At 48.6% G+C, this 13,848-nt stretch carries 16 protein-coding genes and 6 tRNA genes; 19 read left to right on the top strand and 3 right to left on the bottom strand.

Annotated features, from left to right (window positions below; genetic code table 11):
* Positions 1–111 precede the first annotated feature (111 nt).
* Positions 112–582: a DinB family protein gene (locus J7E85_RS13400; protein ID WP_215158519.1), complete on the top strand. Its 471-nt coding sequence runs from the start codon at positions 112–114 to the stop codon at positions 580–582.
* Between the two features lie 97 nt (positions 583–679).
* Here J7E85_RS13400 and cmpA read toward each other — a convergent pair whose 3' ends face one another.
* Together cmpA and J7E85_RS13390 are read right to left on the bottom strand one after the other, a co-directional pair.
* The gene (gene cmpA, locus J7E85_RS13395) at positions 680–811 is read right to left on the bottom strand and encodes a cortex morphogenetic protein CmpA (protein WP_015737250.1); all 132 of its coding nucleotides are present in this window, start codon (positions 809–811) and stop codon (positions 680–682) included.
* 80 nt (positions 812–891) lie between these two features.
* Positions 892–1,242, bottom strand: a complete 351-nt coding sequence (locus J7E85_RS13390) for a hydrolase/acyltransferase (RefSeq protein WP_215158517.1) — start codon at positions 1,240–1,242, stop codon at positions 892–894.
* 97 nt (positions 1,243–1,339) lie between these two features.
* Here J7E85_RS13390 and J7E85_RS13385 point away from each other — a divergent pair, with 97 nt between their 5' ends.
* The 13 genes from J7E85_RS13385 (at position 1,340) to J7E85_RS13325 (ending at position 10,969) form a co-directional block, all read left to right on the top strand.
* Complete coding sequence (locus tag J7E85_RS13385; RefSeq protein ID WP_251035694.1) at positions 1,340–1,846, top strand: SprT family protein; 507 nt, start codon at positions 1,340–1,342, stop codon at positions 1,844–1,846.
* 26 nt (positions 1,847–1,872) lie between these two features.
* A tRNA-Asn gene (locus J7E85_RS13380) sits at positions 1,873–1,948 on the top strand.
* Between the two features lie 3 nt (positions 1,949–1,951).
* Positions 1,952–2,040, top strand: a tRNA-Ser gene (locus J7E85_RS13375).
* A gap of 180 nt (positions 2,041–2,220) precedes the next feature.
* Positions 2,221–2,916 carry a Type 1 glutamine amidotransferase-like domain-containing protein gene (locus tag J7E85_RS13370; RefSeq protein ID WP_215158515.1) on the top strand — a complete coding sequence of 232 codons (696 nt, stop codon included), beginning with the start codon at positions 2,221–2,223 and terminating at the stop codon, positions 2,914–2,916.
* Positions 2,917–3,032: 116 nt separating this feature from the next.
* Positions 3,033–3,107 (top strand) — tRNA-Glu (locus J7E85_RS13365).
* Between the two features lie 46 nt (positions 3,108–3,153).
* A tRNA-Lys gene (locus J7E85_RS13360) sits at positions 3,154–3,229 on the top strand.
* A 39-nt stretch (positions 3,230–3,268) separates the two neighbouring features.
* Positions 3,269–3,351, top strand: a tRNA-Leu gene (locus J7E85_RS13355).
* A gap of 314 nt (positions 3,352–3,665) precedes the next feature.
* On the top strand, positions 3,666–4,130 hold the full coding sequence (locus J7E85_RS13350; RefSeq protein WP_076324669.1) for a KGG domain-containing protein: 465 nt from the start codon (positions 3,666–3,668) through the stop codon (positions 4,128–4,130).
* Between the two features lie 262 nt (positions 4,131–4,392).
* On the top strand, positions 4,393–6,060 hold the full coding sequence (locus tag J7E85_RS13345) for an AraC family transcriptional regulator (RefSeq protein WP_215158513.1): 1,668 nt from the start codon (positions 4,393–4,395) through the stop codon (positions 6,058–6,060).
* A gap of 118 nt (positions 6,061–6,178) precedes the next feature.
* Positions 6,179–7,201: an ABC transporter substrate-binding protein gene (locus J7E85_RS13340; RefSeq protein ID WP_215158511.1), complete on the top strand. Its 1,023-nt coding sequence runs from the start codon at positions 6,179–6,181 to the stop codon at positions 7,199–7,201.
* Between the two features lie 40 nt (positions 7,202–7,241).
* Positions 7,242–8,249, top strand: a complete 1,008-nt coding sequence (locus J7E85_RS13335; RefSeq protein ID WP_215158509.1) for a FecCD family ABC transporter permease — start codon at positions 7,242–7,244, stop codon at positions 8,247–8,249.
* On the top strand, positions 8,242–9,261 hold the full coding sequence (locus tag J7E85_RS13330) for a FecCD family ABC transporter permease (protein WP_076324665.1): 1,020 nt from the start codon (positions 8,242–8,244) through the stop codon (positions 9,259–9,261). Before J7E85_RS13335 ends, J7E85_RS13330 begins: the two co-directional genes overlap by 8 nt.
* Positions 9,262–9,283: 22 nt before the next feature.
* Positions 9,284–10,969 carry an alpha/beta hydrolase gene (locus J7E85_RS13325; protein WP_215158507.1) on the top strand — a complete coding sequence of 562 codons (1,686 nt, stop codon included), beginning with the start codon at positions 9,284–9,286 and terminating at the stop codon, positions 10,967–10,969.
* Positions 10,970–11,070: 101 nt separating this feature from the next.
* Here J7E85_RS13325 and J7E85_RS13320 read toward each other — a convergent pair whose 3' ends face one another.
* A complete protein-coding gene (locus J7E85_RS13320; RefSeq protein WP_215158505.1) occupies positions 11,071–11,715 on the bottom strand; it encodes a PAS domain-containing protein in 645 nt (214 codons plus the stop codon).
* A gap of 176 nt (positions 11,716–11,891) precedes the next feature.
* On the opposite strand from J7E85_RS13320, the gene J7E85_RS13315 reads away from it, so the two are divergent.
* From J7E85_RS13315 to J7E85_RS13295, 5 genes are all read left to right on the top strand, one after another.
* On the top strand, positions 11,892–12,248 hold the full coding sequence (locus tag J7E85_RS13315; RefSeq protein WP_076324662.1) for a helix-turn-helix domain-containing protein: 357 nt from the start codon (positions 11,892–11,894) through the stop codon (positions 12,246–12,248).
* A 109-nt stretch (positions 12,249–12,357) separates the two neighbouring features.
* Positions 12,358–12,440 (top strand) — tRNA-Leu (locus J7E85_RS13310).
* Positions 12,441–12,627: 187 nt separating this feature from the next.
* A complete protein-coding gene (locus J7E85_RS13305; protein WP_076324661.1) occupies positions 12,628–13,047 on the top strand; it encodes an Ohr family peroxiredoxin in 420 nt (139 codons plus the stop codon).
* A gap of 139 nt (positions 13,048–13,186) precedes the next feature.
* Positions 13,187–13,429, top strand: coding sequence for a zinc ribbon domain-containing protein (locus tag J7E85_RS13300; RefSeq protein ID WP_006212369.1), 243 nt, complete (start codon positions 13,187–13,189; stop codon positions 13,427–13,429).
* An 89-nt stretch (positions 13,430–13,518) separates the two neighbouring features.
* Entirely contained in the window at positions 13,519–13,794 is a 276-nt protein-coding gene (locus tag J7E85_RS13295) for a hypothetical protein (RefSeq protein WP_076324660.1), read from the top strand.
* The last annotated feature ends 54 nt before the right edge of the window (positions 13,795–13,848 follow it).

The raw sequence follows: 13,848 nt of genomic DNA, 5'->3' as shown, positions 1-13,848 counted from the left end.
CTTAAGTTCAGCCTATATAGTTACTTGTAATGGGGTCTGAAGTGTGTTAATTTTTATGTAACGTTCTATTTTATTTATGGTGGTTACATTTATGAGGCGGAGGCGATGGTTATGAACATGAAGGAAGTGCTGCTCCAAAACTGGGATTATGCGATGGTGCAAGAGGATTGGTATCCGCCGATTCATCCTGCCCTGAAGGATGTTACGGTCGAGCAGGCTTTGTGGAAACCGGAAGGGCAGGCTGCGAATTCCATATGGGAGAACGTGCAGCATTTGCTGTATTACAAACAGCGTCTGCTCGGAAAATTGGAAGGGACACCGCTCCATAATGAAGGGATAGGCAATGACGAGACGTTTCTCATTCATGACACAAGTGAGGAGGCATGGAATACGGCTCGGGAGCAGCTTCAGGAAGTTCATGCTGCGTTAAGACAGAAGATTGAGGAGATGCCGGAGACAGAGGTTATCGAAACGCCGCAGCGAATACTTAGCTTAATCATGCATGATGCATATCATACGGGACAAATTGTTTTTCTCCGGAAGCTGCAGGGCTCCTGGCCAGCTAAACGCAGCGAATTATAAGTGCGAAATTCAACCATTCAGCCATCATAATACAATGCAAAAATAAGCCGGACAGGATGTCCGGCTTATTGTCATACCTATGGATCGGTTCAGTGCACTAACGGGCATTCGAGTTTTCTTCGCCCGGGGAATTCCGGTAAAAGTACCAGCATTCGTTAAGCAGCTTGATCTGACGTCTGTCCTTTTTGCGAAAGGCGCGTGTCAATTGATTGCAGAGCCATTGCGGCAAGGGTATCTCCTCCTCTTGCTAATTCCATCTGTATGGATAGCATATGGGGAAAAAGCCCAAAGCGTGCAGGTCTACCTCGATTATAACGCTTCTTCCTCGTACCATTGCTCAAGCTGCGCTTGGAGAGCCCGAATTTCGGTAAGCAGCGAGATAACTGGATATTCCGTTTCCTTAAGGGAAGCAAAGGCCAACTCAAGCTCATTTATGTATTCCAGACCACCTTGAATGCTCAGCGATTCCTGCAGCAGATCCAGATTGTCGCATTCGGCTACAGCTAGAGGCAGCTGAGGTTTGCCTGCGGCGGTGAGTTTATCAATTTCCTTATTGAGGCGTAAATTTAGAGCACTGAGCTGGTAAGCATAGTCACTGGGCATTTCGACAAATAACAGCTCGTCCTGTCCTTTTAAAATAACGTAGCGCATGTTTGGCATGATTGCAGGTTCTCCCTCCATACTTTCTACTTGACAGTGTAGCCCAGAGAGAAGTTAAAATTCAAGTAGCATTTATAAGGCAAAAGAAAGGATAGACATGGTGACGATGAACGAGATGAGCAATGAAGAACTGCAGGCATGGGTTGAGAAAATCTCGCTGGAGAGCTTCCGGGTTCCGTTCAGGCATAAGGCGACATTTAACCGGCGATTGTCCTCGACAGGCGGCCGCTATTTCATGAAAAGCCATCATATCGAGATTAATCCGCATCAGCTCGCTACGCACGGCAGGGAAGAGGTGGAGAAGATCATCAAGCATGAGCTGTGCCATTATCATCTGCATATCGCTGGTAGGGGATATCGGCATCGGGACGCTGATTTCAAAAACCTGCTGCAAGCCGTTGGAGGGAGCCGTTTCTGCAAGTCCTTGCCGAAGGGCAAGGCTGCGGGCCGTCGGGAGCCGGAACTTTATCGATATAAACTTCGCTGCAGCGCTTGCGGGACTGAATATCTGCGTAAACGGAAGATGAATCCGGCTCGTTATCGGTGCGGAAAGTGCGCCGGACGCCTTACGCTTCTGAAGCTTGACTCCCCTATGAAGTCATGATAAATTATTAATATCCAACTTAATGTTCCCTGATAGCTCAGTTGGTAGAGCACTCGACTGTTAATCGAGTTGTCACAGGTTCGAGTCCTGTTCGGGGAGCCATATGGAGAGATACCCAAGTGGCTATAAGGGGACCCTCTGCTAAGGGGTTAGACTGCGTAAGCGGTGCGAGGGTTCGAATCCCTCTCTCTCCGTTGAGCATTACATCGAAGAAAGCTCCCATCACAAAGTGATCGGGGGCTTTTTTTGCATAGGGATGAGAACCCTGGATAGGGTTCGTCGGAGCATAAGCAGCGTTAGGAATACTTCGCAGTCTCGACCGAAGGGAGAGTATCCCTCTCTCTTTCGCCTAGCGTAAATGGGGGCAGAGAACAATGAAACAGATAATTGCTATGGGTGGCGGCGGTTTCTCGATGGAACCGGATAATCTGCTGCTTGATCGCTATATTTTGGCACAAGTACCGAAACAAATACCTGAGGTGTGTTTTGTTCCGACGGCAAGCGGGGATGCGGATGGTTATGTTGAACGTTTCTATCATGCTTTCCGGACACTGCCGTGTACTCCCAGTCATCTGTCGCTGTTCCAACCGAACTTTGCCGATCTTCGGTCTTTTGTGCTCGAGAAGGATATCATCTATGTTGGCGGGGGCAATACCCGGAATATGCTGGTCTTGTGGAAGGAATGGGGCCTGGATCAGATACTCAAAGAGGCGTATGAACGGGGTGTCATCTTAACCGGGTTAAGCGCTGGTTCCATTTGCTGGTTTGACCAAGGAGTGACGGACCCGTTGAACGCGCCTTTGTACAAGCTTGAGGGTTTGGGTATATTACAAGGCAGTCATTGCCCGCATTATGATGGTGAGAGCAAAAGAAGACCTGCCTATCATAAACTTGTGCTTCAAGGTGAGGCACAAGCAGGATATGCTGCTGATGATGGGGTTGCTTTGCATTTTATGGACGGACGGCTGCATAGGGTCGTAAGCTCAAGGAAAAATGCACATGCATACCATGTGGGACTCGAAGGAAATCGCGTTCAAGAAGAGAAGTTAACGCCGGATTTTTTAGGCTGATTTATAAGCCGAAAAAGCTCCGAAAATAAATATTAAAATTCACGAAAAAAAAGCTTGCCAGCATTTTTGAAATTATGCTATACTCAATCTTGTCGTCACGGCGACGTGGTTAAAGTGGCCCGTTGGTCAAGGGGTTAAGACACCTCCCTTTCACGGAGGTAACAGGGGTTCGAATCCCCTACGGGTCACCACTTTCTATATAACTTTCTTATATGGCAGCCGCACGATTGTCATCGAGAGCCATTAGCTCAGTTGGTAGAGCACCTGACTTTTAATCAGGGTGTCGAAGGTTCGAGCCCTTCATGGCTCACCATTTTTATGAAGTAATGAAATGATGTATCCCTTATATTATGCGGTAGTGGTGGAATGGCAGACACGCTATCTTGAGGGGGTAGTGGGTGTATACCCGTGGAGGTTCGAGTCCTCTCTACCGCATACGAACATTAAGAAGAAGCTCCGCACTTTGTGCGGGGCTTTTTTTGCGTTTAAGAGATATGAGAAAGTATAAACTTCGAAGCATGGCCTGCCTGATATCGCAAGAAAAACAACATCTAAACGGGTCTGTCTTCTCTAGAATGGACGTCGATAGACGTTTTTTTCTATATCAAGGTTTACATAGGATTTATCACGGTTTTCATTGATTTTCAGTGCGCGTTTATGCAAAGCGGGTGTTTCATCTCTGGTCAGAAGTTTAATATCATAACGTGGACGAGCAACAACTTCAAATTACCTATAAGGAGTGATTCAGAATGGCTAATAACAACAATGGAAAGATGAGCCGTGAAGAAGCAGGACGTTTAGGTGGAGAAGCAACTGCGAACAAACATGACAAAGAATTCTACCAAGAAATCGGACGAAAGGGCGGCGAAGCAACTTCCCGTTCCCATGACAAAGACTTTTATCAGGATATCGGTAAAAAAGGCGGAGAATCCACGTCAAACTCTCATGATAAGGAATTTTATCAGGAAATCGGCCAGAAGGGTGGGGAAGCGACTTCCGACTCCCATGGCAGAGAATTCTATGAGGACATCGGACGCAAAGGCGGCGAGGCTACCTCGGATTCCCACGGACGTGAGTTCTATCAAGAGATAGGGCAGCAGGGCGGCGAAGCCAGAAGCGGCAGCGACAGCAACGGGGACGGCAAGATGAGCCGTGAAGAAGCGGGCCGCAAAGGCGGCGAGGCGAGAGCTAGGCAGCGCCAACGGGGGAACTAATGACAATCCGGTGTATTTGAGATAAAGTTTCCCTCCCTTGGAGAGGACTGAATTGCTAACATGCGAAAGATCCGCCTCATCCACACCATTTGAAAAGCAGCAGCTACGACTCCCTGACAGGGAGCGCGTGGCTGCTTTCTTTTTGCCTTACATCGTCATACGTTAAGGTGGAAAAGAGAAGATCGTGCTGGACTTTTGGGACGGTGTGTGATAATTATATGATAATGATAACCATTCTCATTTAAGGTTGGGGTCTGTACATATGGTAAACCTATCGACGAACAGCAGTAGCAAAAAAGCACCACGTGAATACAGCGGGCTCATGGCCCGTTTATGGAATATGGATATTGTTCATGGACAAGAGCTCTCCTTGGAGCAGCAGTTGGCAGTGCAGCCAGCCCTTATCATCCCGCTGAGCGGAGAAACCTGTTTACAACAGGCAGAGCAGATCACCCGTATGAATAAGGGGTGTGTTTATTTTTGTGCAGCAGGGTCCACTTTCGGAATTACGAGTGCGGATCACAAGAGTTCCGAGGAACACGAGCAGGCTTCGGTTGCAATCCTTCATTTTAGTTTCATGGAAGGTGTCTCAGGCTGCGGTCGATTACATGAGGTGGACAGCCCCGCTTTCATGCCCTATGACGGCATCTTTGTCATCAGCTCTCCGGACCGCTTGAATCTCGTCTGCAGGTCGATGTACAAGGATTTTCACAGCAAGGAGCCCATGAAGCAATGGAGGGTTCAGTTGGATTTTCAAGAGCTGCTATATACAATGATTGCCGAGTGCAGCCCATACTCCAAGAATGATAAGCGGCAAGCGCTGGAGCGGGTGAAGGAGTATATTGAGGAGCATTATGATGAAGATTTAACGATTGAACAATTGGCGAACCTCTCCGAGCTGAGTCCTAAGTATTTTGTAGAAGTATATAAGAAGACGTATGGGTGCAGCGCAATGGATTATTTGGCCCATGTCCGTTTGAACAAGGCGAAGCAGCTGATGCTGGGCTCGGATTCTTTGCTGCGTGAAGTGGCGCATATGGTGGGGTATAAGGATGAATTTTATTTTAGCCGCAAGTTTAAGAAGGCATTCGGGATTTCCCCCTCGGTGTATATGAAGACAAGGAAAAATAAACTGGCGATGTACGGCTCCACAGCCCTCCTGGGTTACGCCATGCCGCTGGATTTCACGCCGTATGCGGCTCCGCTTCATCCGAAGTGGTCACAGCATTACTATAACATTCTTGGGCCGGATATCCCGGTCCATCTGGATGCATACCGCCAGAATCATAACAAATGTGTCAATCTGGAGAAGCTGGCCTCGGCACGCCCGGAGCTCATCGTCTGTGCACAGGGGGTGGAGGATTGGGAGAAGGAGCAGCTTCGGCTGATTGCCCCCCTCTACGAAATGCCGGCAGAGCAGGCAGGGTGGCAGTTTAATCTGTTAGGTCTCGCTAAATTACTGAACAAGCTTCCTGAAGCAGAGCAATGGATTGAAACGTTTCATCATAAAATATCGACTTATCGTGAGAAGCTCCCCACTGAAATGATGGAAGCACGCACGCTTTTGACCGCACGCCTGCATCAGGATGACCTGATGGCTTACAGCCATCCGGGCATGAAGGAACTATTATTTGATTATTTCAATTTTCAGCCGGCTATGCCTGTGGACTGGGAAGATGCGGGATGTTTAACGATTGAGCAGATCAAGGAGAGCCGCGCAGACCACATTCTGCTCTTGATCCGTCAGGATTCTGAAACGTTGGCGAATTGGAGAAAACTGCAGGCAACGCCGGAGTGGATGACCATTCCTGCGGTGCGAGAGGGAACGTTCCATCCATTATCCTCTTACCCTTGGCGCGAGTACTCTCCCATTGCGATGGAGCAGATGGCGGAAGAGGCCTTCCGGTTGTTTTCCGGAAATTGTCCATGAGGAATCCGGGTATTTGTCCATGGTACTAAGAGAGCAAATCCTATACTATGATCAATAATGATAATCATTATCAATTATTCGAGTGATCATAGATCATGGAAGGGGTATCAGGAGAGAGATGAAACGAATGAAATGGGTTTTGGGGTTATTGCTGGCATTTGCGTTGGTACTGTCCGCTTGCGGTGGAGGTAACGAGGCTAAAGATACAGACGGAGCAAGCACGAATAATGCAGCAGAAAGCACGAATACAGTCGGGGAGGATAACGCTGCGAAAGAAGAAGCGACCCCTGCATCGTCCGATACTAAAGTTGTGAAATACCTCGATCAGGAATATACGCTTCCGGCCAAAACGGAGCGCATCGTCATCACGGGTGCCGTTGAAGCCATGGAGGATGCCATTGTGTTGGAAGTGAATCCGATTGGAGCCATCACTTTCTCGGGTAAATTCCCGCCGATGTTTGAGTCGATCACGAAGGACGCCCAGTCGGTTGGTGAGAAAATGGAGCCGAATTTTGAAACGATCCTGTCTTTGAAGCCGGATGTGATTTTGGCATCGTCCAAAGCCAAGCCTGAAGTCATTGAACAGTTGAACAAAATTGCTCCCACGATTCCGTACTCCCATATCTCGACCAACTGGGAAAGCAACCTGAAATTGCTCGGCGAGTTAAGTGGCAAACAGGAACAAGCGGAACAGGAAATCGCGAAATATAAAGAGGACTTGGAAAAAGTCAAAGCGACGATTGGAGATAGCCTGAAGGACAAGAAAGTTCTGGCGCTTCGGGTTCGTGCAGGTGAGATGTACATCTATCCGGCAGGGGTGTTCTTTAACCCGGTATTGTATGAGGATTTGGGGATTGAAGTACCGGCTGAAGTAGCCGCAGCCAGAGCACAGGAACTGATCTCGAAAGAGAAGATTGCAGAGATGAATCCGGATTACGTATTTGTCCAATTCTCGCCAGATGAGAATAAAGATACGCCGAATGCTTTGGAAGAACTGCAGAATGATCCAATCATGAAGAACTTGAATGCATTCAAGAACGGCACCGCTTTTGTCAACGTGGTGGATCCACTCGCTCAAGGCGGAACTGCGTACAGCAAAATCGAGTTTCTGAAAGCTGCGGTCGAAAGCCTGACAAAGTAACATCAAACATTTCAGTATAAACCTATAAGGCGTGTTGTTCATGGGGTTCAAAAAATCACTGCCGGCTGTCATCCTTGTGATGGCCCCGGCAGTCTGTTTATTGCTCATAGCGGCCTCCATCCTGTATGGAGCCAAGAATATTACGATGGATACCGTTTGGGATTCCATCTTTGCTTTTGATTCGGAGAACATCGATCATCAGATCATTGTGAGTTCTCGATTGCCGAGAGTCGTCGGCGCCATGCTCATCGGCGCTTTTCTCGCGGTATCAGGTGCGTTAATGCAAGGAATGACAAGGAACTATTTGGCGTCCCCATCCATCATGGGGGTATCCGACGGTTCGGTGTTCGCGGTGACACTGTTTATGGTATTTATCCCGAACGCCAGCTCCAATATGTACATTGTCAGTTCGTTGATCGGCTCCGCCATCGGAGCAGCCGTCGTATTCGGCTTGGCATGGCTTATTCCTGGCGGACTCAGCCCGGTTCGACTGGCTATACTCGGAACCGTAATTGGGACGTTTCTTAGCGGTACCGCAGAGGCATTGGCGGCCTATTTTCAAGTATCGCAAAATATCAGCTTCTGGTACAATGCCCGACTGCACGCAATGGACCCGGAGCTGATTAAATTGAGCATTCCGTTTGCAATCGTCGGTTTATGCCTTGCCGTCGTTTTGTCCAAATCGATCACGCTGCTGTCGCTCGGGGACGAAACGGCCAAGGGGCTCGGTGTGAATACATGGCTGATCAAAGCCCTTGCGATGCTGGCTGTTGTTATTCTGACCGGCGTATCTGTTGCGCTGGCGGGTAAGGTTGCTTTTGTAGGTTTGATTATTCCTCATATTGCCCGTTTCCTGTCCGGCTCGGATTATCGATGGATCGTACCGGTGTCGGGCGTGCTTGGTGGCATGTTTCTGGCATTATGCGATATTCTCGCACGGTTTGTGAATGATCCGTTTGAGACGCCCGTGGGTGTTATTACTTCGTTGATCGGCGTTCCTTTCTTCCTTTATTTGATCAAGACGAGGGGAGGGGCTCAGCGTGCGTAACACCTACTATCGATTCCCGATTGTTCTTACTGGAGGAATCTTGGTTGTATTGACTGCCGTATATTTCAGTCTGACTAACGGGACGTTTGATATGTCCATCAAGGAAGTATTTCAGACACTGCTGCGGCTGAGTCCCAATTCCGATTTTGATCTCGTCGTGTTTGAATTCAGGTTGCCGCGTATTGTGCTTGGCGCTCTCGTTGGGTTTGCGCTGGGTATGGCCGGTGCCGTTATCCAGGGGGTTACCCGCAACGGACTCGCGGATCCGGGCATACTCGGCATCAATGCAGGTGCAGGCATGGCGGTTGTGTTGTTTATGTTTTTGCTGCAAGGACAGATCACGATGACCGGCTGGCTCGGGGTTATGATGATGCCGATGTTCGGTATCGCTGGCGGCTTGGCGGCGACTACGGCCATATTTATGTTCGCGAGAGAAAACGGAAAGCTGGATCCACAGCGGCTAATTCTTGTGGGGATAGCGATTGCCTCCGGCTTCGGTGCTATTACGATGTTCCTCTCGCTGAAAATGAATCCATCTGACTATGAGATGGCCGTAGCTTGGCTGGCCGGCAGCCTTCACAGCGCCAACTGGAAGTTCGTGGTCACGATGCTTCCTTGGCTCATTATGCTGCCGCCTATCATTTGGCTCCGCTCTCAAGTGCTCGACTTATTCCAGCTGAGCGAGGAAAGCGTGAAGAGTGTCGGGGTATCCGTCGAGCGTGAGAAAAAGGTATTACTTCTATGCAGCATCGGTTTGGTCAGCGCGAGCGTTGCCGTATCCGGCAGCATTGGGTTTGTCGGTCTGATCGCTCCGCATCTGGCGAGGCAACTGGTTGGGCTGCGGCACAGGCATATCATCCCGATCAGCGGTATTGCAGGTATGGCGATTGTGGTCATAGGCGATTTCATCGGCAGAACGATATTCGCTCCGGCCGAGCTGGCTGCAGGCATTGTGGTGTCCGTGATCGGGGTTCCGTATTTTGTCTATCTATTAATTCGCATGAGAAAATAAAAGCAGCTTTTGGGAGGATCACATGAATCGTTATCAACAGCTGGTGGTTGAGGACAGGGAACTCACACTGTATTTACCTCCTTCTTATCACGAGTCGGACCGTTCCTATCCTGTTGCTTATGTACAGGATCAAGGAGATATGTTCACGGACTGCCTCAACTATCTGCATCATCTGTTTGCAGCAGGCCAACTGGTCGAGGTCATCCTGGTCGGCATATCGTCTACGAACCGGAATCGTGAGTATACGCCTTGGCCGGCTGAGCCGCTGCTGGAGGGCAACCCGCCTTTCGGCGGGGAGGGCAGAGCTTATGTCGATGAGGTTGCGGATGTCATCAAGGCATACATAGACAGACAGTACCGTACACTTGCAGAACCCGAGCACACGGCGATCATTGGCGGTTCCTTTGGTGGTTTGATCTCGATGTTCGCGGGGTATTGGCGCGCAGAGACCTTTGGACGGATCGGGATGCTGTCGGCTTCGTTATGGTATGACGGGGTTATGGATTACATCAGACAGCAGGGAGAATTGCCCGCCGGGCTGAGAGTGTATATGTCTGTTGGACAGTTGGAAGGTGCGTATAAGAAAAATGCGCAGAAACATATGTTTTCGAATAACGTCGAGGCCCATCGGTTCTGGAGCGAACAAGGGGTGAGCCCCGAGCGGATCCAACTGGCGGTAGATCCTGATGGAACCCATGATCCCATCTTTATGGCCAGAAGATTTCCGGATGCACTGCGGTGGTTGTTCGTCAAGGAAACATATGACCAAGCGTCGGGGATGGCACAAGCTCAGCATGAGGGTATGGGTAATCACAAAAAGCACGAAAAGGACCAAGAGCACGATAACCGCGATAACCACAATAACCACAATAACCACAATAACCGCGATAACCATGATAACCATGATAACCACAAAAAGGGCCCTTTGTTTGACATACCGGGAACGGTGACATGGTCCATGCAATCCGACGTCACAGGCCGTGAATACCGTATTTTTATTGCCGAACCGATGGGGCCGCCACCCGAAGGCGGTTATCCTGTATTATATTCGCTGGATGCCAATGCGACCTTTGGATCGCTTGCGGAGGCAATTCGAGTGCAATCCCGGACGCCCCGTGGCATTCCCTCGGCGCTTATTGTCGGGATCGGCTTTGACAGCGACAGTCCCATTGTGAGCAGCGAGCGTTTTTATAACTTTACTGAATATGCGGAAGACCATGAACTGCCGGTCCGTCCTAACGGATTGGATTGGCCGGAAACAGGCGGCGTTGAAGCATTCCTTACGTTTATCGAGTCTCAGCTGAAGCCAGCCGTAGAGCGTCAATACGCGGTGAACCGTTCGAAGCAGGCGTTGTTCGGGCACTCGCTCGGTGGTTTTTTTACCTTGTATACATTATTCACCAGACCGGAAGCCTTTTCGCGGTATATTGCGGCCTGTCCCTCGGTGTGGTGGAAAAACTACGTGCTGTACAAGCGATGGGAAGAGGGAAAAATCCGTTTACAGCAGAGTGGACAGCGCAATGCGCTGCGTCTGTACGTGGGAGCCGAGGAGAAGCCGTCCATGGTGCAAGACGCCAGGGAACTCTATGCATTCCTCAAAGGGCATGATGAGGTGCTGGAGACTACGTTTCATGAAATTGAGGGAGAAGGCCACGTCTCGGTACTGCCTGCTCTGATAAGCCCTCTGCTTCGTTTTGTGAACGCGTAATATGAGAATGATGATTTAAGCATAAATAAGCAGCCTCATATCCAGTGATAAAGCCGGATAATGAAGCTGCTTATTCAGTGTTGTTGCATGTAGGCGGAGAGTTAATCCAGTAATTCCGGATCATCAAGGATGGAAGAGTACTTCGGGTATAATCTGCGAATGCAACCCGGACAGATATCGTGGGTGAATTCAATAGGGAGGCGGCTCTCCAAATAGCTCTCCACAGGTTCCCACTCTTGCCCGTGGTGAACGTATTTGCATACGGCGCAGATCGGAATATGCCCGGGAAGGGGAAAGCTGTGAGCCAGCGCTTGTTCCAGCAGCAGTTCCTTGTGTTTGAACTTCGTAATATCCGTAAATAATATCATAGCTCCGTGAATACGGCTGTCCTTGTTGATAAGCAGCGGCAGTACCTCACATAAAACCCAAATCTCTTGGCCATTCCATTGCACCGCATATTCAAAGGAATAATCAGGCAGCTTACCCAGCATAACATCTCTTACGGAGGGCACATCCAACTCATGGAAAAAATGATCAAATGAAGCCAAACTCAAGGGCTGGGAAGCGATATTAAAAAAAGATGCCCCCTCCCACCCAAACTCAGCGGAAACACCATATCTTTCGGCCATGGTAATGAGTGGATCGTTAATTTTGTCTATGATGCCATCCGGGGTAAGGATCATCAGTCCTTTATTCAAGGAATGAACCGCATTATTCCAGGATGTGATCATGGTATCGTAGGGCAAATGACTCGCTCCTCATACTAAATAGACTCATGACTAAAAGATACAACGTTCCATGAGTACTATGGTATAATTTAGGCAATATATATTGATTATACACTTAATTAAGTGGTTTTGCAAGAGAAAAATACGTACATAAGTAATTTTCTTTCAAAGAGAACTAGGAAGGCGGTTGTTTGATGCAGTCTATTTACCAACGAATCGAACATCTCATAGAAAGCCGAGGCATGACCAAGAAGGCGTTTTGTGAAACCCTCGGGATCAGCACAGGAAATTTTGGTGATTGGAAGAGGGGGAAAACAACGCCGAGCACGAATAAATTAATTGAGATTGCAGCATTCTTTTCCGTAAGCTTGGATTGGCTGATTATTGGCAAGGGCAACCCTACCCGAGTCAGGGAGGCGCGTGGGGAGTATGGAGTGGACTCGGAATCTTCCGATCTTCCCTTAATGTCCGGATTGGCAGAGAATGAGAAGGAGTTTATCCGTGAATATATTGAGTTTTCAGCCTACCGGAAGGAAAAGCGAAACGACTAGAACTAGCTGCTCTTCCGCCTAAGCCAATGACCCATAATTTGGTTCTTTACTTTTGTATGATGGAACAGTATAATAGGGAATGTTCGCTACAGAACATCCCTTATAACATGCGGTAGTGGTGGAATGGCAGACACGCTATCTTGAGGGGGTAGTGGGTGTATACCCGTGGAGGTTCGAGTCCTCTCTACCGCATACTTTATGAAGAAGCTGTTTATCAAGAGGAATTCTTCCTTTGATAAACAGCTTTTTTGTTTGCCTATCCCGAGCTGGGAACATGCTGTTTCTTTTGCGAGTTGCCCTATTTATCGTTTCAATTTGTGCTGCAAGTTTAAAGAATACATGTAGAGACCATAATAGGGCATGAAGGAGATGAACGAACATGAAACCATTATACACAGCAGATGTAAAAGTCATTGGAGGGCGTGAAGGCTCTGTTGAATCTACGGATGGGGTGCTTAATCACAAATTAAGCATGCCGAAGGAGCTTGGAGGACCGGGCGGTAACGGAACCAATCCGGAGCAGCTGTTTGCGGCCGGCTATGGCGCCTGTTACGAAAGCGCCCTGGCTAATATCGCCCGTAAAGAGGGCGTCGAGCTCAAGGACGTTGTGATACACTCCCAGGTTATGATCGGAAAGGACGAAGGCGCTGACGGCTTTAAGCTTGCAGTGAAGCTGAAGATCGAAATGCCGGGTATCGAACGAAGCCAGGCGGAGGATCTCGCGAAGAAAGCGCACGCGTTTTGTCCGTATTCCAAAGCAACCCGGGGCAACATCGACGTGGAGTTAAGCGTAAGCTGACCATAAAAGAAGGAATTCGGATGGCTCTCTGACAATGGAGGGTCATCTTTTTTTGTCGGCTTATGATGCTGAATATGAAACTTTTTACATGATGCTCCGTATTTCAGTTAAAGCTATGAAATGGAAAGGGGCGCTTAAGATGCGTATTGAACAAATGATAGAGGAACGGTTTGTATGCAGCAAATGTGGAGGGAATCACTGCCAGACAAAAGAGGTCTCGATGTCAGGGGCCGGGCTGAGTAAGATGTTTGATATTCAGCACAATCATTTCCTATTTGTTTCCTGCACGAACTGCGGATATGTGGAAGTGTTCAACCCGGATATATTAGAAGGTAAAAAGAGGGGGCAGCTTGGCTCGATCCTGGATGTGTTCTTCGGTTGACATCACCCCTAAAATTCTTTAATATGACTAAGTACCAGAAAGTACAAACCAGTCATAGGGAATTTAAATAAAATAAACGGGTGATGAACATGCCATACAGACCGCAGATTGCAAATGTGACCACAGCTGGAAGCAATGAAAAAGAAGGGCTTTACGAATTCATTATCCACACGGCTGACGGAACGGATATTCGCGTATTCTATAACCGCTTCCCGGAATGGAAACTGACTGCGCTTAGCCGACTTGGGAAAGTACCTTGCCCGGTTTGTCGTAAGGATTTCATATGCAAATGCATGGAGAAATTCTCAAACGAATTTGACCAGCAGATGAAAGACGGCGAGTGGCTGAACAAAGCTGCTGAGTAATAAACCAATAAGCGTACTTGATCAAGCGTAGGAGAGGGCTCCTGCGTTTTTTCT

It is taken from the genome of Paenibacillus sp. ISL-20, assembly GCF_018613005.1.
Classification (GTDB): domain Bacteria; phylum Bacillota; class Bacilli; order Paenibacillales; family Paenibacillaceae; genus Paenibacillus_AQ.
The sequence above is the reverse complement of the archived record's forward strand: the minus strand, read 5'-3'. Positions and strand labels throughout refer to the sequence as shown.